The sequence below is a fragment of the Paraburkholderia sp. RCC_158 genome, assembly GCF_041355255.1.
GTDB classification, from domain to species: domain Bacteria; phylum Pseudomonadota; class Gammaproteobacteria; order Burkholderiales; family Burkholderiaceae; genus Paraburkholderia; species Paraburkholderia graminis.
In genome coordinates this window covers 72,166-90,182 of the sequence record NZ_JBFUPM010000012.1, presented here as the reverse complement: position 1 = coordinate 90,182, position 18,017 = coordinate 72,166, and the positions used below count along the sequence as shown (strand labels likewise).

The window sequence follows — 18,017 nt, the reverse complement described above, 5'->3', positions numbered from 1 at the left end:
TCGAGCGATTGAATCCGCCATTGATGGACAGCCACGTCAGGCTTGGCGCAACAGGACCGGGCGCTTGCACGCCGCTTGGCGTCGCACTCAAATCCTCTCGACATTCTTCACCGTGCCATGTTCTAACTCAACAATCACGTTACACAGGTCCTTTATGATGTCTACGTTATGCGACGCAAGCACCAGAATGTCAGCTTTTCCAACGAACTCATGCATACGCGTTTCAGCCTTTTTGACGAATGACGCATCGCCAACGCTCAGCCATTCGTCCATGAGCAAAATATCGGCATGGACGCTTGTAACAATCGCAAAAGCGAGGCGCAGTACCATGCCGCTCGAATAGGTCCGCACTGGCATGCTCAGATAGTCACCGAGCTCTGAGAAGTCCGCGATGGACGGGGTGAGCCGCGTCATATCAGCCTTTGATGCACCGAGAATGAGGCCGCGCAGGACGATGTTCTCATAGCCAGTAGCTTCATAGTCCAAGCCGAGCGTCAGGTCGAGGAGGCTCGTCACGCGCCCTTCTGAGAAAAACGACCCGGCGCTTGGTTCGTAAATTCCCGCCAGCAAGCGCAGGAGTGTCGTCTTTCCAGCTCCGTTATGCCCAACCAGCCCCACACGGTCGCCCGCCGTGAACTCAAGGCTCACCTCACGCAAAGCTTCGACTACGGTGAGTTTGCGGCTATCGGCGGCGATGCGCCCCCCTGTTGCAGCTGAGAGAACCATCTGCTTGAGCGAACGATTTCCTGCACCGTAAACCGGTAGGTTCAAGCTGCAATTTTCGAGTTGAAGGAATGCCATGGCCTAGATCCAGAACGCGATGCGGGAACGGAAGCGGACGAGAAGCGGAACCGCTATCGCGTATAAAACGAGTGTGGTGATGCCCGCGCCGACGTAGATTTTCGGGTTTAGTCCAGCACCATACATCGGCGCGCGCACTAGTTCCACAAACATAAAGAGAGGGTTGTAATCGACAACATATGCGCGATGCCCCAGTGCCGACGGCTTCCAGAAGATGGGCGTCAGAAAGAATGCTAGCTGCACAACGCTGCCGACGATCGGCTGCATATCGCGAAAGCGCGCGCAAAAGATGCCGAGGATAATATTCAGCGGTACGGCAGCGAGTAAAATAATCAAAAGCCCCGGGACCGCTACCAGCCATTCAAGGCGCGGCGCCAAACCGAGATAAAGCATGACTGGCAAATACGCCAAAATGTTATGCAGGAAGAAAAGTACGCTGCGATAGACAGTGCGCAAGACATGCAAAGTTATTGGCAAGCGCACCGATCTTATAACGCTGTCAGAGCCGATAAACACCGTGCATCCATCAAGAATAAGCGTTGAAATAAAGCCCCAAGTGATGATACCCAGTGCAAGATAAGGAACGAATTCTTTCGTGCTGATGTTAAGCAGGGCGCCGTATAGCGGGCCCATGCCGGCGATCGTCACGACCATGGTAAGAGTGATCCAAAACGGCCCGAGTACTGAGCGACGATACCGCTGACGAATATCCTGCCATGCGAGCGTTGACCAAATCGGATACGCACGTATACCGTCGATTACGTCGCGCGACGCGAGGGCGGCTTTCGTCTCGCCACCCCGTACCGTATATTGTCTTTGCATTGTGTACTGTTACCCTTTCTATCCGGATGGCAATTCCTAAGGGACCGGGGCTAGCCAAGAGTTCCCCGGCGATGGCACGGACGATGCCTGCAGGACAACTAGCCTCTGCCCATGGTATCGGACAGAGCCGCTGGGACGATGGACGGCCAGAATGTCGAGGCCGTATTGTAATAGGTGATACCCCGAACTTCCACCGAAAGACCTCGATGCCGACCGCACGGCCAGTGATTACGCTTAGCTGAACGTATTTACCACCGTCTCGCCGGTGCGGTTCCGTTGCTTGCAAGTCACTTTCGATTGATCGCGACGCCCGATGCCTACGGGCATTGGATATAATGTATGACCCGTCCGAAGCGGACAACTACGTTGCGCAGCCGCAGACCGCTGGCACTTTGAATGACTCTACAGACCCCGGGCGATAGCCCCCTGTCGCCGCACAAAACTGACTCCTCCGAGACGCACGCTCCGACAACTGATGCCACGCGTATCGCGGCACTCGAAGCGACAGTCGCCGAACTCCAGCAGAAATTGGCGTTATCCGAGCGCCCAATGCGGGCTAGCGAGGACTACCGCAAGACTATTGCGCTGCTCGAGGCGGAACTGACCGCGTTGCGTACCTCAATGTCTTGGCGCATAACTTCGCCGTTGCGCTCCACATCCATGCAGGCCACCCGGGCGAGGCGGACACTGGGATCGGTGGCGCGTGCTATCCGAATGCGCGGCGGACTGCACACAGCGCTAGTACATTACTACGAGATTTGGCGCCGTGAAGGCATCGACGGACTAGTGCGTCGCGGCCGCCGCATCTTGGTAAGCGAACAGATCGAGGACAGCCCACAGGCGTACGCGCGTTGGATCGCGCAGCACGACACGATCGACGACGTGAAGCGGACAGCGTTACATACACGGGCCGGTACGCTGCTGCGGCGTCCCCTCATTTCTGTTGTCGTCCCTACATATAACACGGACCTCGCGCTTCTGCGGAACATGATTGAATCGGTCCGAGCGCAGGTCTATCCTCACTGGGAGCTTTGCATCGCGGACGACGCATCGTCCCGCCCTGAGATCGCACAAACGCTGCGTGAGTACGCTATGCGAGATTCGCGCGTCAAAGTCGCGTTGCGCGAGCAGAATGGCCACATTTCGGATGCCAGCAACACTGCGCTCGCTATCGCGACGGGCGAATTCGTCGCCTTGCTTGATCACGATGACATATTGCCGGAGCATGCACTGCTTCTGGTAGCGGCCGCGATTAACGCGCATCCGAGTGCGCGTCTCTTTTATAGCGACGAAGATAAGCTGACGCCGGAGGGCCAGCGCTGCACTCCATATTTCAAGAGCGACTGGAACCCAGAACTGTTCCTTGTGCAAAACCTGTTCTCTCATCTTGGCGTCTACGAAACGGCGCTCGTGCGAGAAGTGGGCGGCTTCCGCAAGGGGTTTGAAGGCAGTCAGGACCACGATCTGGCGCTGCGCTGCGTGGAAAGAGCGGGGCACGATGCAGTCCAACACATTCCTCATGTGCTGTACCACTGGCGAATCGTGCCGGGTAGTACCGCGGGCGCCGCGAGCGAGAAACCATACGCGCTGACGGCTTCAATACGCGCGGTCCAGGAGCACCTCGCGCGCTCTGGCGTTGGCGGGACCGTCCAGCAGTCCGCGAGCGACATAGGTATCTTGCGCGTGCGTTACGCGCTACCGTCACCTGCGCCGCTTGTCTCCATCGTCATTCCCACACGTGATGGCGTCGACCTCTTGCGCCAGTGCATTGAAAGCATCTTCGCAAAAACTACCTACGAAACTTTCGAGATCATCGTGATCGATAATGGTAGCGTGAAGACGGAGACGCTCGCCTATTTGGACAGCCTTAAATCGCGACCTAATGTGCGTGTCCTACGTGACGACCGGTCATTCAATTTTTCGGCGCTCAACAACGCGGCCGTGGAGCTCGCTGACGGTGAATTCATCTGCTTGCTCAATAACGACATAGAGGTCATTTCTCCCGATTGGCTCGATGAAATGGTATCGCTCGCAGCACAGCCGCGAAATGGCGCGGTCGGAGCATGCCTATGGTATCCAAACGAAACTTTGCAGCACGGTGGTGTAGTGCTTGGCCTTGGCGGTGTCGCGGGCCATATGCATTACAAGATCCGCCGCGGCACGTTGGGCTACTTCGGGCGCGCGGTAGCCACGCAGAACGTTTCCGCCGTGACAGCCGCCTGCCTTGTGGTCCGTAGGTCGGTCTACGTTGAAGTCGGCGGGCTGGACGAGGAATTCGCTGTAGCATTCAACGACGTCGACTTCTGCCTTCGCGTCCGACAAGCGGGGTACCGAAATGTATGGACTCCGCATGCCGAGCTTTATCATCACGAATCGGCGACGCGCGGCTCCGACATGGCACCCGAAAAGTTTCAGCGCTTTCAGAGAGAAGTACGACTAATGGAAAGTCGCTGGGCCGAAATACTGTTTCACGATCCCGCTTACAACCCGAATCTCTCGCTCGACACGTCAAAGCAGCCCTTCGCGCTGGCAGACGAACCGCGCATCGGTCAATTCGACTGAGGCGAAAGCTGCACCGATGCTCGTTTGGTCTAGCCACGAGGCGGCACATCCATGCGTCCTGTCAGCCCATGCCAAACCCCGCGCAACGCCATTTTTACGTGAGCCCAGCCTTCCGGTGCAAAGCAGGCGTAGATGATTAGCCGCGCCGGCAGTTTGATGACTTCCGTCGACTTCCATGTCCAAGGCACGTACCGACGTTTTAGTAAACAAATAGTGTTCCTGAAGAGGTAGTAATGACGAATGGCGCTATGCATCGGATACTTGCGCCCGAACACTTCGATCGGCTCTTCACCGAGTTCGTGTGACATGCTGATCCACGGTAAGCCGAGGACACTAAAGCCGCGAGACTTTGCGCGCATGCACCATTCCGTATCGACGAGATCAATAAAAAGGGTGTCATCCATCGGGCCGATCTCCTGCCAGCAGGCGAGATTCAAGCAAGAACCAGAGCTGATGAGAAAGTCAACTTCGACAGGTGCGTCTCCGGTCGGAATGATACGGCGAAGCCGGAAATATCCAAAACGCACGAAAGGTGCGACCCCGCGCAATCGCGAGTCCTCATAAGCCGGCCCGACGAGCGCCACACGTTCGCGACGCGCGATGCACTCTTGTGCTGCAGCCGCCAGTCCGCTGACGAGTTCAAGCGTCGATTCGCTGTCTTGGTCGAACAGCACGGCGAACTCGAACCCGTCTCCAATCAGTCGCTCAATGCCTTGGTTGAGCGCCGTCGCAATACCGGCATTAGCGCAATTAGGCAGATATACCACTGAGTCATCAAGCAGAGCCTCAGTCCGTTCGCGCGTCTCCCGGTCAGGGGTGTTGTCGACGACGATGCATCGGCACCAAGTTGCGAGCCGGTTGGCCCTGTCGATGCAGTGTAAGTCCGGGTGGTAGAAAACCACGACAGCGCCCAGCCTACAAAGCCGCGCTTTAAAAATAGGCTGCCGCACTTTCAAGTCGACGCAAGGCACAGTTCGAGCGCCTCCCGCCAGTTAGGCGGCACAAGCCCGAACTCGCGAGTCAACTTCGACACGTCCAGCCGCGAGTTCAACGGACGGCGGGCCGCTGTCAGATATTCGGTCGACGGAATCGGAATCACGCGCGGAGCACTCTCGAGCCTCGCTTCCGCGAAAATTGCTTCAGCAAAACCGGCCCAAGATGTCGCCCCACTCGAAGTGAGGTGATAAATTCCAGACTTCTCGCGCGCCCAGTCGATTAATCCTCCGTTGCTGGAAACGCCTTGCGCGAGGATGCACGCCGTAAGCATAGCGATGGTCGATGTCCAAGTCGGCGCGCCAACCTGATCGGAAACAATACGCAGCTCATCGCGCTCACGTGCGAGTGTCAACATTGAGGCAAGAAAGTTGCGCCCGCGGCGCCCGAACACCCAGCTTGTCCTAAAAATCAAGTGCGATACGCCGGACGCCGTGATTGCCTGCTCGCCTTCAAGCTTGGTCAGGCCATAGACGTTCTGTGGATTCGTCGCGTCGTCTTCGCCGTAGCTCGTTTGCGTTTCAGTGCCATCGAACACGTAGTCGGTCGAATAGTGAATAAGCAACGCGCCTAGCCGCCTCGCCTCTTCTGCAAACACCGCAGGTGCCTCGGCATTTATAGCCCGCGCGGTCGCCACATCACTCTCGGCTTGGTCCACCGCAGTATAAGCGGCAGGATTCACAATGATGTCAGGCCGCAGCGACCGAACGTATCTGCGTATGCTTGCCCGATCGGTGAGATTCAGCGCGGCACGGTCGGCGGCCACGATGCGTCCGAGCCCCTGCAACGTTCGCCGCAATTCGAAGCCCACCTGCCCACTAACGCCCGTAAGAAGGACGGTGCGTTGCTTATAAACGCTCATAGCGGTCGTGCCGTTCAAGCGAACACCTCCGCTTCCTCTAGATGCTTGCCCGCGGCATCTTTCGCCGCGAGCAGCGGCTCAAAATCAACGGGCCATTCGATACCGAAGGTGGGATCGTTCCAGAGAATGCTGCGCTCATGCTCGGGGAACCAGTAGTCGGTCGTCTTGTAGAGGAACTGCGCGGACTCCGACAGCACGACGAAACCATGCGCGAAGCCAGGTGGCACCCACAATTGCCGATGGTTCTCCATCGACAACGTCACGCCAACCCACTTGCCGAAGTTCGGCGAACTCTTGCGAATATCCACCGCGACGTCGAACACTTCGCCTTCCACGACACGCACGAGCTTGCCCTGCGCATGTTGAATCTGATAGTGCAACCCGCGCAGCACGCCTTTCGCGGAACGCGAATGATTGTCCTGCACGAACGTCACGCCGGCCTCGACATGCTCCGCGAATTCCACGGCATTAAAGCTCTCGTAGAAATAGCCGCGCGCATCGCCGAACACCTTCGGCTCGATGATCTTGACTTCGGGCAGCGCCGTAGCGGTTACTTGGATGGCCATGCAACTTGGTCCGTAAGAATGTTTTGCAGATACTGCCCGTAGGCGTTCTTCGCGAGCGGCGCGGCGAGCGCGAGCAACTGCTCCGCGCCGATCCACTGCTGGCGATACGCGATTTCCTCGGGACATGCGACCACGAGGCCCTGGCGCTTCTGCAACGTCGCAATGAACGTGGCCGCTTCGATCAGCGAATCATGCGTGCCCGTGTCGAGCCACGCGTAGCCGCGACCCATGATCTCGACATTGAGCGCGGCGTTGGCGAGGTAACGCGAGTTGACGTCGGTAATTTCAAGCTCGCCGCGCGGCGACGGCTTGATGTCCGCCGCGATGTCGCAGACCTGCTTGTCGTAGAAATACAGACCCGTGACGGCGTAATTCGAGCGCGGCTTCGCGGGCTTTTCCTCGATGGACAATGCGCGGAACTGCTTGTCGAACTCGACTACGCCATAGCGCTCCGGATCGTGCACGTGGTAGGCGAACACGGTCGCGCCGTCGGCCTGATCGTTCGCACGCTCGAGCTGCTTCGCGAGATCGTGACCGTAGAAAATGTTGTCGCCGAGAATCAGCGCGGACGGATCGTTGCCGACGAACTCACGCCCGATGATGAACGCTTGCGCGAGGCCGTCCGGCGAAGGCTGAACGGCATACTGAATGTTCATGCCCCATTGGCTGCCGTCGCCGAGCATGGCTTCGAAGCGCGGCGTGTCCTGCGGCGTGGAGATGATCAGCACGTCGCGAATGCCCGCCACCATCAGCGTGGAGAGCGGGTAGTAGATCATCGGCTTGTCGTAGACCGGCAGCAGCTGCTTCGAAACGACGTGTGTGATCGGATAGAGCCGTGTGCCGGATCCGCCCGCGAGAATAATGCCTTTGCGCGCCATGACCGTGCCTTTACGCGCGTTGCGCGTAGTTGGTCTCAACCCACTTGCGGTACTCGCCCGAAGCGACTTCGTCAGACCATGCCTGATTGTCGAGATACCACTGAACCGTTTTTGCCAGACCCGTTTCGAACGTTTCGGCGGGCTTCCAGCCGAGTTCGCGCTCGAGCTTGCGGGCGTCGATTGCGTAACGGCGATCGTGGCCCGGACGGTCCTTCACGTAAGTGATCTGGTCGCGGTACGAACCGGCCGTTTTCGGACGAAGCGTGTCGAGCAGATCGCACAGCGTGTGCACGACCTCGAGGTTCTTCTTCTCGTTCCAGCCGCCGACGTTGTACGTTTCGCCCGGCACGCCGCGCGCGAGCACTTCGCGAATCGCGCTGCAATGGTCGCCGACATACAGCCAGTCGCGCACGTTCTGACCGTCGCCGTACACCGGCAGCGGCTTGCCGCCGAGCGCGTTGGCGATCATCAACGGAATCAGCTTTTCGGGGAACTGGTACGGGCCGTAGTTGTTCGAGCAGTTCGTGGTCAGCACCGGCAGGCCGTACGTGTGATGGTACGCGCGCACCAGATGGTCCGAGCCCGCCTTGGTCGCCGAATACGGGCTATTGGGCGCGTACGGCGTGGTTTCGGAGAACTGCGGATCAGTCGCGGACAGGGAACCGAAGACTTCGTCGGTCGAGACGTGCAGGAAGCGGAAGGCTTCCTTCGCGGCTTCGTCCAGCGTGTTCCAGTAGCTTCGCGCGGCTTCGAGCAGCGTGAACGTACCGACAACGTTGGTTTGCACGAAATCGGCCGGGCCGTGGATCGAGCGGTCAACATGGCTTTCCGCGGCAAAGTGCAGCACCGCGCGCGGCTTGTGTTCGGCGAAGAGCCCGTCCATGGCGGCGCGGTCGCAAATGTCCGCGCGCACGAAGACGTGCTTCGGATTGCCTTGTTGCGACTTGAGCGTGCCGAGATTGCCGGCATAGGTCAGCTTATCGACGTTCAGCACCGCTTCGTCCGACGTATTCAGCCAGTCGAGCACGAAATTGGCGCCGATAAAGCCGGCACCGCCCGTAACCAGGACCATGAAATTTCCCTTCCAGATATCAGCGACGGCCCGACACTGATGAGCCGGCCGCTCGCCACGCGTTGTGGTGTTCGATTATTGCGGCGCCCGCGGCCTTGCACGGCACGCAGGCGCTTCGACGCCAATCTTATGAGGCCCAGATTATAAAGCCGCGCCGAGCAAAAACTAGAACCCTAACAACTTGAAACAGCTTGACAAGTCTGGTTTCGGGTGCGGTTTGCGAAGTCGCATAGGGGCGTTGATGCTTGCCGGGTCGGTGGCGCTTATGCAAAAGATTAACGCGCGGTCAGATGCTCAGGCCGAAAGGCAAATCGCGGCGCGGCGCGAAAGGAATCGAAAAGCATCGAAGGGACATGCCGCGGACCGCGTCATTGTGCCGCCGGCGGCATTTGCAGGACGGGCGAGCGCCCGTCCATGAGCTGCAGGCGCTTCAGGCGGCAAGCATCCAGCGCAGCGTATCCATAAACGGAATCGCTTGCACCTCGGGAACCAGCGAGCGCAGCTTCGCTGGCGAACCGGCGAGGACCTTCACATCCGTTTGGCGGACGAACGCGGGATTGACATGCACTTGCAGCTTATGTCCGGTCATATCGCTGGCCGCGGACAGAATCTCGCGCAGCGTATAAGGCGTGCCGGTGCAGACGTTCACCGTTTCGCCTGCCGCATCGGACGTCAGCAACGCTTCGTAAGCACGCGCCACATAGCGCACGTCGGAGAAATCGCGCGCGACGTCGAGATTGCCCAGTTCAATCGACGGCTCGCGCCGCGCGAAATGCTCGACGATCTTCGGCACGAGGAAATTGGACGCCTGGCCGCGCCCGGTGTAGTTGAACGGCCGCGCGACCAGGATAGGCAGCCGCTCGAACCACGTGTGCACCATCGTTTCCATCGCCGCCTTGCTCGCGGCATAGTGGTTGACGGGCGTGAGCGGGAAGCTTTCGTCGATCGCATCGCTCGTCACGTTGCCATACACGTTGGCGCTGCTCGCGATCAACACCTTGCGCGGCGTGTGGCCGGTCGCGGCGCATGCCTCGAGCAGGTTCAGCGTGCCGATCACGTTGACGCGGTAGAAGTCGAGCGGATCCTCATGGCCGACGAAGCTGATCGCCGCAAGATGCACGATGTAGTCCGGCCGCACGGTTTCCATCACGTGCCGGCAGTTTTCCGGCGACGTGATGTCGAGCCTCAGGCGCGTGGCCGTTTCGGGCTCGTCATGCCCGGCGAAAGTTTCGATCACGGTATGGCCGCGACCGGCGAGGTTCTCGACCAGATAGCGGCCAGTAAAGCCGCTCGCTCCAGTGACGAGCGTGCGGACGGGTTGCTTCGCATGGGAAGACGACATGCTTTCTCCGTTCACGAGGGTCGTGCTGTTGTGATGCAATATTGCGCCGGTCGTTCACTGCAGCGGATGCGAACTGCCGCCAGGTTGCCGCGTAGTGGTCGCGTAGTGGTCGCGTAGTGGTCGCGTAGTGGTCGCGTAGTGGTCGCGTAGTGGTCGCGCAGTGGCCGCCTATGGCCGCGCGGTCGCGCTTCAACCGCTCTCTACACGCGTCACGGCCGCCGCACCGCGCGATGCCGACGCTGCAAACGGGCTATTATGTCACGCTCTTTTGCTGCACCGCCCCAACGCGGCACGCCTCCTGCATCGCCGCGCGTATCGAACCGCCAACATTTCGTCGATGACACCGTCAACCGCGCCTTCACCCGCTTTGCCAATCTCGCAGCAGCAGCCCGTGCCTCTGGCTTTCGGGGATCTGCAAGGCTGCCGCACGCCGTTCCAGCGACTGCTCGCGAAGGCCGCGCCTCCCGCCGGCACGCCGCTGTGGTTCGCGGGCGACCTGATCAACCGCGGCGCCGAATCGCTTGCGACGCTGCGCGACATCATCGCGCTCGGCGATCGCGCGGTGCCGGTGCTGGGTAATCACGATCTGCATTTGCTATCGGTATCGGCGGGTATTCGCAAGTCGAAAAAAGGCGACACCATCGACGACATTCTCTCGGCGCCCGATGCCGCCGATCTGCTCGAATGGGTTCGCCATCGCCCGATCGCCCACTACGAGAACGGCATGCTGATGGTGCATGCGGGCGTCGTGCCGCAATGGGACGTGAACCTCACGCTCGAACTCGCCGACGAACTGCAGCGCGCGCTGCGCGCGCCGAACTGGAAGGGAACGCTCGCCGGTCTGTATGGCAACGAGCCGAGTTTATGGACGCCGCAATTGAAGGGTATCGAGCGGTTGCGCGTGACCTGCAGCGCGTTGACGCGCGTGCGCTTCTGCAATGCCGAAGGCGCAATGGACTTCAGCAGCAGCGGCGGCCTGAACGCCGCGCCGCCTGGCTGCATGCCGTGGTTCGACGTGCCGTGGCGCAAGACCGCGGACGTCACCGTCGTATTCGGCCATTGGGCCGCGCTTGGGCTGACGTTGCGCGACAACCTGATCGGGCTCGATTCGGGCTGCGTGTGGGGCGAAAAACTGTCGGCGGTGCGGCTCGCGGCGAATCCCGCGGAGCGCACGCTGACTCAGGTGGAATGCGAGAACTGCCGCGCGCGCGGCGCCAACTAGACAGCGCTCGCGCCCAAAAGACGCTGAGAGGCTTAGACGCTGGGCGAGCGGCTGGACTGGTCGACCGGTTCAATCAGCGTCTCGTTGCTCGCTGACGATTCCATCCGCTCGACAACCAGTGCGCCGCTCGTTGCGGCGCCGCCCTGCATTTCCCCCAACGCCGCCTCAACGGCGCGCTGCGCTTGCGCCGCCAACGCACGGCGGTCGGCGCCCGGCGCAAGCGGCTCGCACACGTAGACATGCGCGGTCAACGGGCCGCCGCGCAGCAGCAGATTGAGCGAGTCGGCGAGCGAAAGGTCGTCGATATAGGCAGGCGCCGTCGACTGCCGGCCATGCGCGTCCTCATACATGATGCACAGCGGCTGCACCGGCACGGACGCCGACACCGCCGCCTGAAACAGGTTCGCGTGAAACGGCAGCAACTCGAGACCATTCGACGTCGTGCCCTCCGGGAACACGCACATCAATTCGCCGGCGCTCAAACGGTCGGACAACTCGTGCATGATCCGCTTCGCGTCGCTACGCTTCTCGCGCTGGATGAACACCGTGTCGAGTTGCTGCGCGAGCCAGCCGACCAACGGCCAATGCCGGATTTCCGCTTTCGACACGAACGGCGTCGGCCGCCATGCATTGATCACGTAGATGTCGATCCACGAGATGTGATTGGCGACCACCAGCGCGCCGCGATCGAGCCGCGCGCCATCGTTATGGACGACGAGGCGCATGCCGCACAGCCGCAGCATCTTCAGCGACCATGCGCGATTGAGCGCGTGACGCCGGTCGGCATCGGCTTTCGGAAAACGCGTGGCGACGATCCACATGCCGTGCAGCAGATGCGCGATGAGACGGGCCTTGCGTAACGCGAGCTTCATGGTCGGAGCTTTTCCTGGCGAGTCGATGCGGTGGCTGCGGTTTATGCGGTCAATCGAGGTCAGTACGTATCGATGCCTGAGTCACGCTGCGAATCTCCGCACAACATCAACGCAACATCAGCGCTGTTCGAACGCGACACGCCCCGACACGATGGTCGCGCGCACGCAAGCCGGCAGTTCGTAACCGAGGAACGGCGTGTTATGCCCCTGGCTCTTCAGCGCGCGCGGCTCGACGCGCCAATGCGCGTGACGGTCGAACACGCACAGGTCCGCCACGCTGCCCACCGCGACGCGGCCAGCTGCTTCGAGATCGAGCACTTGAGCCGGCGCGGCCGTGATGCGGTTGAGCGCCTTCGCGAGCGGCACGCCGGCTTCGTCGGCCCATTTCACCGTCAGCGAGAGGAACAGCTCGAGGCCCGTTGCGCCCGGTGTGGCTTCGCCGAACGGCAGCAGTTTTTCGTCGTCATCGACGGGCGTGTGGTCCGAGCAGATCGCGTCGATCGTACCGTCGACGAGACCCGCGCGAATCGCTTCGCGATCGCGCTGCTGACGCAGCGGCGGATCGAGGCGGAACTGCGCGTCAAAGTAACCGATGTCGAGATCGATCAGATGGACGTGATTCACGGTGACGTCGCACGAAACGGGCAAGCCCTCGGCCTTGGCCTCGCGCATCAGCGCAATGCCCGCTGCCGACGACACATGCGACAGATGCACCCGTGCGCCCGTCACGCGCACGAGTTCGAAAATCGTGTGCAGCGCGATGGTTTCCGCCGCGACGGGCACGCCGGAGAGGCCGAGCCGCGACGCCAGCGCGCCGCTCGCGGCCACGCCGCCCTTGCCGAGATAGGCGTCCACAGGACGCAGCCACACGGTGAAGCCGTACGTCTTTGCGTATTGCAGCGCGCGCATCAGCACCTGCGTATCCACCACCGGCGCGTCGGCCTGCGAAAAGCCGATGCAACCCGCCTCGGTCAACTCCACCATTTCGGTGATGACCTGGCCTTTGAGGCCGACGGTCAACGCGCCGAGCGGATACACGTGCGCCTGATCGAGATTGCGCGCACGGAACTTCAGCATTTCGACGAGGCCGGGTTCGTCGAGCGTGGGATCGGTGTCCGGCGGGCACACGAGACTCGTCACGCCGCCCGCGAGCGCCGCGGCCATTTCCGATTCGAGCGTTGCCTTGTGCTCGAAGCCAGGCTCGCGCAGACGCGCCGACAAATCGACCAGACCGGGCGCGATGTGCAAGCCGCGCGCGTCGATGATTTGCGTCGCCTCGAAATCGGCGGGCGCGTTGCCGAGCGCGACGATCTTGCCGTCCGCGATGAAAATGTCCTGCTGCTGTTCGGTGCCCGCTCTCGGGTCGATCAGCGTGCCGCCTTGAATGTGAATCGTCATGCGCTGCCTTAGTTGTTTCAGCCTGGTTCGGCGAAGGTTTTGCGTCGTTTGCCGCGAGTGCGTCGTTCGACGTACGCGCGTTGGGACAAGCCGCGAATCAATCGTTATTGCCCGCGACAATCCCCATCACCGCCATGCGCACCGCGATGCCAAACGTCACCTGATTCAGGATCACCGATTGCGGCCCGTCCGCGACCTGCGAGTCGATCTCGACGCCGCGGTTCATCGGGCCCGGGTGCATCACGATGGCATCCGGCTTCGCGAGCGCGAGCCGCTCGGGCGTCAAGCCCCAGCTCTTGAAGTACTCCTGCGCCGACGGCAACAGCGCGCCGCTCATCCGCTCGTTCTGCAGACGCAGCATGATGATCACGTCGACGTCCTTCAGCCCTTCGTCGAGGTTGTGGAACACGCGCACGCCCATCTGTTCGAGGCCGCCCGGCAGCAACGTGCGCGGACCGATGGCACGCACTTCCGGCACGCCGAGCGTGGTCAATGCATGAATGTCGGAGCGTGCGACCCGCGAATGCAGAATGTCGCCGACAATCGCCACCCGCAGCTTCGTGAAGTCCTTCTTGTAGTGGCGGATCGTGTACATGTCGAGCAGACCCTGCGTGGGGTGCGCGTGACGGCCGTCGCCCGCATTGATCACATGCACGTGCGGCGCGCAGTGCTGGGCGATCAGATACGGCGCGCCGCTCGAAGCGTGACGCACGACGAACATGTCGGCGTGCATCGCCGACAGATTGTTGATCGTGTCGAGCAGCGATTCGCCCTTGCTCGTCGACGATGCATTGATGTTCAGATTCAGCACGTCCGCCGACAAACGCGTGGCCGCGATCTCGAACGTGGTGCGCGTGCGCGTGGAGTTCTCGAAGAACAGATTGAACACCGACTTGCCGCGCAACAGCGGCACTTTTTTCACCTCGCGATCCGTCACGCTGACGAACTGGCTCGCGGTGTCGAGAATGTGATTGACGATCGCCTTCGGCAAACCTTCGATCGACAACAGATGCTTGAGCTCGCCGTTTTTCGTGAGCTGCGGGTTGCCCTTCAGGAAGCCATAACGGAAGCGCTCGGTGGCGCGATCGGCGGAATCCTGCGGAGCCTGGGTGGCGGTGTTCATGATTTACCTGCTTGAAATACGTGCTTCAACGTGTTGGTGCGATGCGGCGCTCGCAGTCGCACTTGCAGCCGCACTCAATCGACGCGTGCTTCAGTGTGAAACGTGAAACGCGGCTGACCGGCGCTGCTGCTTTCGTCGCGCGCGAGCACGAGCGTGGCGTCAGCGGGCACAACCACCACGCCGCCGACAAAGCGTGCCGCCACCGGCAACTCGCGCCCGCCGCGATCGGCGAGCACGGCCAGTTCGACCGCTGCCGGACGGCCATAGTCGTACAGTTCATTGAGCGCCGCGCGAATCGTGCGGCCGGTGTACAGCACGTCGTCGACCAGCACGATGCGGCGGCCGTCGACGGAAAAAGGCAGCGACGTCGGGCTCGCCTGCGAGTGCAAACCTTTCTTCGCGTAGTCGTCGCGATGCAGCGCGACATTGACGACGCCGAAGCTCGGCAGATTCAGATCGCGCGCGAGCCGTTCGGCGAGCCACGCGCCGCCGCTGTAAATGCCGGCCAGTACGGCGCCCTCGGCGCCGTCGTGCGCACCGAGCTTGTCGCCGTAGGCGGCGCGAATCTGGTCGAGCAGCGCGCGGTATAGCGCTTCAGCGTCAATGGAACTCATGGGTGTCGGAAAGTCCGTCAAGATATTGCTGAAGGATGATGCTGGCGGCTTCGGCGTCGAGCATATCGGCGCGGCCCTTGTTGGCGCGCGTGGTCGCCTCCGCCTCGACCGACGAATAGCGCTCGTCGACCCACGTCACCGGCAAATTGAAGCGGCCGTTCAACTGATTGCCGAAGCGCTTTGCGAGCTGCGTCATTTCATGCGGCGTGCCGTCCGGATGCATCGGCAAGCCCACAACGAGCGCGTCCGGCTTCCACTCGGCAATCAGCTTGCCGACTTCGGCAAAACGATATTCGCGGCTGCGATTCTGCACGATGACGAGCGGCCGCGCGCTTCGGGTAAGCGAATTGCCGACCGCGACGCCGATGCGCTTTTCCCCGTAATCGAACGCGAGCAGCGTCGCCTCGCGTCCGCCCGGCAGGCTCATGCGGCGCCTCTCATGCGTGCCCGGCCTCGCCCGACAGCATGGACAGCGAGACGCCGAGCAGCGCGAGCGCGGCTTCGAAGCGCTCTTCGGCGGGCACGTCGAAGACGATTTTCGGATCGGCCTCGACGGTGAGCCAACCGTTCTTCGAAATCTCTTCTTCGAGTTGGCCCGCGCCCCAGCCGGCGTGGCCGAGCGTGAGCAGAAAACGCTCGGGACCAGTGCCGCTCGCGACCGCCTCGAGCACATCTTTCGACGTGGTCATCTCGAGACCGCCCGGCACCGACATGGACGACGTGTAGGTATTGCCGTCTTTCGGATCGTGCAGCACGAAGCCGCGCTCGGTTTGCACCGGGCCGCCGAAGTACACGGGAACGTGAAGAAGAGGCTCGATTTCGAGCTTGAGGTCGATGCGACTGAAGAGCGCTTCCAGGTCGATGTCGGTCGGCCGGTTGATCACGAGGCCGAGCGCGCCGCGCTCACTGTGATCGCAAAGGTAGACCACCGTTCCGGAAAACGTCGGATCGGCCATGTTCGGCATGGCGATCAGGAACTGGTTAGTCAGATTGATGCGATCGGTACTCTTGGACATAGTTCGGATTTTAGCAAAGACGGTGCAGGATGGCGGGCTTTGAGCAGCGTGGAGCGGCGGCCGGAGTGATGCGGCGTGCCGCGAGCCATCGACGGCGATTCATGTCGCACTCTATCACGCACGCGCGCGTTGCCACGGTGCCGATTCGAGGTGCGCGGCGCTTGCGCGGCGCGGTGTTGGCGTGGCTTGGCCGCGTGGTTCTCATGCGGCCTGCGGGAGCAGCGCGGCGCCTTGCCGGAGTTGCTTGCCCCTCGCGCTTGAATCACGCGCCGCCCTGTTCAGGTTACGTGCCGCTCGCGCGAACTGCGCGCCGCCTTGCCCACTTGCGTGGCGCTCACGCCTCGATCACGCGCCGCCCTGCTCGATCGCCCGCGTCAACGCAGCGAGCGCAGCGCTGCTGGCCGGCGGCGCCACGCCTGCGGCCACCTTGTGCAGCGTCGCGCGCAACGCCTCGGCGGCGTTTTCGAGCGCACTCGCCGCGGGCGCGTCGACGATCACATGCGCGCGCACGGCTGGCGTCGAAACCCCGGCGTGCGCACGACGGCGCCATGCGAGCCCAAGTGCATCCGCGAGCAGCGCGACGTGGCCGAGGCCCAGTGCGCAAGCGGCGGACCCGAGCCGGTACGCGGCGTCGCCGGCTTGCAGCGCTTCGCTGGGATCGGCCTTTTCCGGCTGGTCCGCGGCGCGCGCGTGTTCGGCGAGCGCGGAGATGGCGGCGTCCGCCGTCTGCAAAAAGTCCTCGTAAGCATGGGCATTGACGCTCAGCACGCCGAGGTCGCGCGTCATTGACGTTTGCGCGCTGAACGATTGCGCCTCGACCGCGCCGGCTTCCCAAAGCATTTCGGATGCCTGCGTGCCCGCGACGTGCCAGTCGACCGTCAAGCCGTAATCGTGCAGCACCTCGACCTGATCGGCGTCTTCGGCGGCGGCGCCGAACAGCGCGTAGTCGCGCCACAGCAGCGCGAGCGTGGCCCGCACGAGCGAGCGCTGCGCGCGTTCGATGCCGCGCGCGTGGTCGGCGAGCGCGAGGTTGCAGCGCGCATAGAAGCGCCGCGCGTCGGGCTCGCCGGCCGCGCGTCCGCTCACGCGCAACGCGCGCGCGCACGCCTTGGCGAGGCGCCAGAAGTCGTACGGATCGGGACCGGCCAGCTCGGTGAATACGGCGTCGAGTTCGTCCAGTGCCGCTTGTGTCGCTGCGCGCGCCGCCGCGCTGCCCGTGTCCGGCTGCGAGCGCAGCACCGGCAACAGCGCGCGTTCATAGCGCGCCCGCAGATGGGCCAACTGCTCGGCCGGCTGCGCGTGAAACGACACCGGCGGCACGGGGCGTGCGGTCAACGCGAGATCTTCGAACGCAACGGGTGACGCGGCGCTGTGCTCACCAAGACCGGCGCACAGCGTGCGGTAGTGATCGAAGAGCGTCGGCGAACAGGCGAGTTCGCGCAGATTGTGACGCTCGAGCGCCGCCCGGAAATCGCGCAGCGCCGTGCCGAAGCCCGGGCGCACGCTCTCGGCCTCGGCCGGATCGCCGGCCGCAAGCGGCGAAAGGCGCACCAGCACATCGGCAAAACGGGTGGCGCTCAGCCAGCCGGCGCTGCGCAACGCGTGCGAGACCCGCACCAGTACAGTCGTGCAACCGGTGTGCTGCTCGAACGCAAGCAGCGCTTCAGCCAGCGCCAGCTCCGCGGGGCGTACGGCACCGCCGCGCGGGTTGGGCAATGCGTCGAAGGAAACGGGAGCTGCGGATCGAAGAGTCATGAGTTGGCGACGGAAAGTCGGCGGGCCGCCGCTTGGCGCTGCGCGCAGACTGAGCGCCTAACGCGCGAACCGGCGACTGAACAATGACAAATGCGCAATGACAAACGCGCAACCACAAT

Annotated in this window: 17 protein-coding genes; 2 read left to right on the top strand and 15 right to left on the bottom strand. The window is 62.1% G+C overall.

Annotation, left to right across the window (positions count from 1 at the left end):
• Positions 1-87: 87 nt before the first annotated feature.
• Together AB6809_RS22505 and AB6809_RS22500 are read right to left on the bottom strand one after the other, a co-directional pair.
• Entirely contained in the window at positions 88-801 is a 714-nt protein-coding gene (locus AB6809_RS22505) for an ABC transporter ATP-binding protein (protein ID WP_371027227.1), read from the bottom strand.
• A 3-nt stretch (positions 802-804) separates the two neighbouring features.
• The gene (locus AB6809_RS22500) at positions 805-1,623 is read right to left on the bottom strand and encodes an ABC transporter permease (protein ID WP_371027226.1); all 819 of its coding nucleotides are present in this window, start codon (positions 1,621-1,623) and stop codon (positions 805-807) included.
• A gap of 396 nt (positions 1,624-2,019) precedes the next feature.
• Here AB6809_RS22500 and AB6809_RS22495 point away from each other — a divergent pair, with 396 nt between their 5' ends.
• Positions 2,020-4,185: a glycosyltransferase gene (locus AB6809_RS22495; protein ID WP_371027225.1), complete on the top strand. Its 2,166-nt coding sequence runs from the start codon at positions 2,020-2,022 to the stop codon at positions 4,183-4,185.
• 29 nt (positions 4,186-4,214) lie between these two features.
• Here AB6809_RS22495 and AB6809_RS22490 read toward each other — a convergent pair whose 3' ends face one another.
• The 6 genes from AB6809_RS22490 to AB6809_RS22465 all read right to left on the bottom strand — a co-directional run bounded on the left by AB6809_RS22490 (position 4,215) and on the right by AB6809_RS22465 (position 9,898).
• The gene (locus AB6809_RS22490; protein ID WP_371027223.1) at positions 4,215-5,087 is read right to left on the bottom strand and encodes a glycosyltransferase family 2 protein; all 873 of its coding nucleotides are present in this window, start codon (positions 5,085-5,087) and stop codon (positions 4,215-4,217) included.
• A 50-nt stretch (positions 5,088-5,137) separates the two neighbouring features.
• Positions 5,138-6,040: a dTDP-4-dehydrorhamnose reductase gene (gene rfbD, locus AB6809_RS22485; protein ID WP_371027288.1), complete on the bottom strand. Its 903-nt coding sequence runs from the start codon at positions 6,038-6,040 to the stop codon at positions 5,138-5,140.
• 14 nt (positions 6,041-6,054) lie between these two features.
• Positions 6,055-6,606, bottom strand: a complete 552-nt coding sequence (rfbC, locus tag AB6809_RS22480) for a dTDP-4-dehydrorhamnose 3,5-epimerase (protein WP_371027222.1) — start codon at positions 6,604-6,606, stop codon at positions 6,055-6,057.
• Entirely contained in the window at positions 6,591-7,484 is an 894-nt protein-coding gene (gene rfbA / locus AB6809_RS22475; RefSeq protein ID WP_006048652.1) for a glucose-1-phosphate thymidylyltransferase RfbA, read from the bottom strand. Before rfbA ends, rfbC begins: the two co-directional genes overlap by 16 nt.
• Positions 7,485-7,494: 10 nt before the next feature.
• Positions 7,495-8,556 carry a dTDP-glucose 4,6-dehydratase gene (rfbB, locus tag AB6809_RS22470; protein WP_371027221.1) on the bottom strand — a complete coding sequence of 354 codons (1,062 nt, stop codon included), beginning with the start codon at positions 8,554-8,556 and terminating at the stop codon, positions 7,495-7,497.
• A gap of 430 nt (positions 8,557-8,986) precedes the next feature.
• Entirely contained in the window at positions 8,987-9,898 is a 912-nt protein-coding gene (locus AB6809_RS22465; RefSeq protein ID WP_371027220.1) for a GDP-mannose 4,6-dehydratase, read from the bottom strand.
• A gap of 337 nt (positions 9,899-10,235) precedes the next feature.
• Here AB6809_RS22465 and AB6809_RS22460 point away from each other — a divergent pair, with 337 nt between their 5' ends.
• Complete coding sequence (locus tag AB6809_RS22460) at positions 10,236-11,120, top strand: symmetrical bis(5'-nucleosyl)-tetraphosphatase (RefSeq protein WP_371027219.1); 885 nt, start codon at positions 10,236-10,238, stop codon at positions 11,118-11,120.
• A gap of 32 nt (positions 11,121-11,152) precedes the next feature.
• Here the strand turns inward: AB6809_RS22460 and AB6809_RS22455 are convergent, their stop codons facing one another.
• The 7 genes from AB6809_RS22455 to AB6809_RS22425 all read right to left on the bottom strand — a co-directional run bounded on the left by AB6809_RS22455 (position 11,153) and on the right by AB6809_RS22425 (position 17,898).
• Entirely contained in the window at positions 11,153-11,992 is an 840-nt protein-coding gene (locus AB6809_RS22455; protein WP_371027218.1) for a lysophospholipid acyltransferase family protein, read from the bottom strand.
• 117 nt (positions 11,993-12,109) lie between these two features.
• Positions 12,110-13,390 carry a dihydroorotase gene (locus AB6809_RS22450; protein WP_371027217.1) on the bottom strand — a complete coding sequence of 427 codons (1,281 nt, stop codon included), beginning with the start codon at positions 13,388-13,390 and terminating at the stop codon, positions 12,110-12,112.
• Positions 13,391-13,487: 97 nt separating this feature from the next.
• The gene (locus tag AB6809_RS22445) at positions 13,488-14,513 is read right to left on the bottom strand and encodes an aspartate carbamoyltransferase catalytic subunit (protein ID WP_371027216.1); all 1,026 of its coding nucleotides are present in this window, start codon (positions 14,511-14,513) and stop codon (positions 13,488-13,490) included.
• Between the two features lie 74 nt (positions 14,514-14,587).
• Entirely contained in the window at positions 14,588-15,127 is a 540-nt protein-coding gene (gene pyrR / locus AB6809_RS22440; RefSeq protein WP_307252185.1) for a bifunctional pyr operon transcriptional regulator/uracil phosphoribosyltransferase PyrR, read from the bottom strand.
• Positions 15,114-15,554 carry a Holliday junction resolvase RuvX gene (gene ruvX / locus AB6809_RS22435; protein ID WP_006048660.1) on the bottom strand — a complete coding sequence of 147 codons (441 nt, stop codon included), beginning with the start codon at positions 15,552-15,554 and terminating at the stop codon, positions 15,114-15,116. The genes pyrR and ruvX overlap by 14 nt, the downstream gene beginning before the upstream one ends.
• Before the next feature lie 10 nt (positions 15,555-15,564).
• The gene (locus tag AB6809_RS22430) at positions 15,565-16,143 is read right to left on the bottom strand and encodes a YqgE/AlgH family protein (RefSeq protein ID WP_029971036.1); all 579 of its coding nucleotides are present in this window, start codon (positions 16,141-16,143) and stop codon (positions 15,565-15,567) included.
• A gap of 345 nt (positions 16,144-16,488) precedes the next feature.
• A complete protein-coding gene (locus AB6809_RS22425) occupies positions 16,489-17,898 on the bottom strand; it encodes a hypothetical protein (protein ID WP_371027214.1) in 1,410 nt (469 codons plus the stop codon).
• Positions 17,899-18,017: the final 119 nt, after the last annotated feature.

What these genes read in the sequence shown, in the direction of transcription:
- AB6809_RS22505 (WP_371027227.1), bottom strand. Translation starts at nt 801, where the DNA reads ATGGCATTCCTTCAACTCGAAAATTGCAGCTTGAACCTACCGGTTTAC.
- AB6809_RS22500 (WP_371027226.1), bottom strand. Translation starts at nt 1,623, where the DNA reads ATGCAAAGACAATATACGGTACGGGGTGGCGAGACGAAAGCCGCCCTC.
- AB6809_RS22495 (WP_371027225.1), top strand. Translation starts at nt 2,020, where the DNA reads ATGACTCTACAGACCCCGGGCGATAGCCCCCTGTCGCCGCACAAAACT.
- rfbD (WP_371027288.1), bottom strand. Translation starts at nt 6,040, where the DNA reads ATGAGCGTTTATAAGCAACGCACCGTCCTTCTTACGGGCGTTAGTGGG.
- rfbC (WP_371027222.1), bottom strand. Translation starts at nt 6,606, where the DNA reads ATGGCCATCCAAGTAACCGCTACGGCGCTGCCCGAAGTCAAGATCATC.
- rfbA (WP_006048652.1), bottom strand. Translation starts at nt 7,484, where the DNA reads ATGGCGCGCAAAGGCATTATTCTCGCGGGCGGATCCGGCACACGGCTC.
- rfbB (WP_371027221.1), bottom strand. Translation starts at nt 8,556, where the DNA reads ATGGTCCTGGTTACGGGCGGTGCCGGCTTTATCGGCGCCAATTTCGTG.
- AB6809_RS22465 (WP_371027220.1), bottom strand. Translation starts at nt 9,898, where the DNA reads ATGTCGTCTTCCCATGCGAAGCAACCCGTCCGCACGCTCGTCACTGGA.
- AB6809_RS22460 (WP_371027219.1), top strand. Translation starts at nt 10,236, where the DNA reads ATGACACCGTCAACCGCGCCTTCACCCGCTTTGCCAATCTCGCAGCAG.
- AB6809_RS22455 (WP_371027218.1), bottom strand. Translation starts at nt 11,992, where the DNA reads ATGAAGCTCGCGTTACGCAAGGCCCGTCTCATCGCGCATCTGCTGCAC.
- AB6809_RS22450 (WP_371027217.1), bottom strand. Translation starts at nt 13,390, where the DNA reads ATGACGATTCACATTCAAGGCGGCACGCTGATCGACCCGAGAGCGGGC.
- AB6809_RS22445 (WP_371027216.1), bottom strand. Translation starts at nt 14,513, where the DNA reads ATGAACACCGCCACCCAGGCTCCGCAGGATTCCGCCGATCGCGCCACC.
- pyrR (WP_307252185.1), bottom strand. Translation starts at nt 15,127, where the DNA reads ATGAGTTCCATTGACGCTGAAGCGCTATACCGCGCGCTGCTCGACCAG.
- ruvX (WP_006048660.1), bottom strand. Translation starts at nt 15,554, where the DNA reads ATGAGCCTGCCGGGCGGACGCGAGGCGACGCTGCTCGCGTTCGATTAC.
- AB6809_RS22430 (WP_029971036.1), bottom strand. Translation starts at nt 16,143, where the DNA reads ATGTCCAAGAGTACCGATCGCATCAATCTGACTAACCAGTTCCTGATC.
- AB6809_RS22425 (WP_371027214.1), bottom strand. Translation starts at nt 17,898, where the DNA reads ATGACTCTTCGATCCGCAGCTCCCGTTTCCTTCGACGCATTGCCCAAC.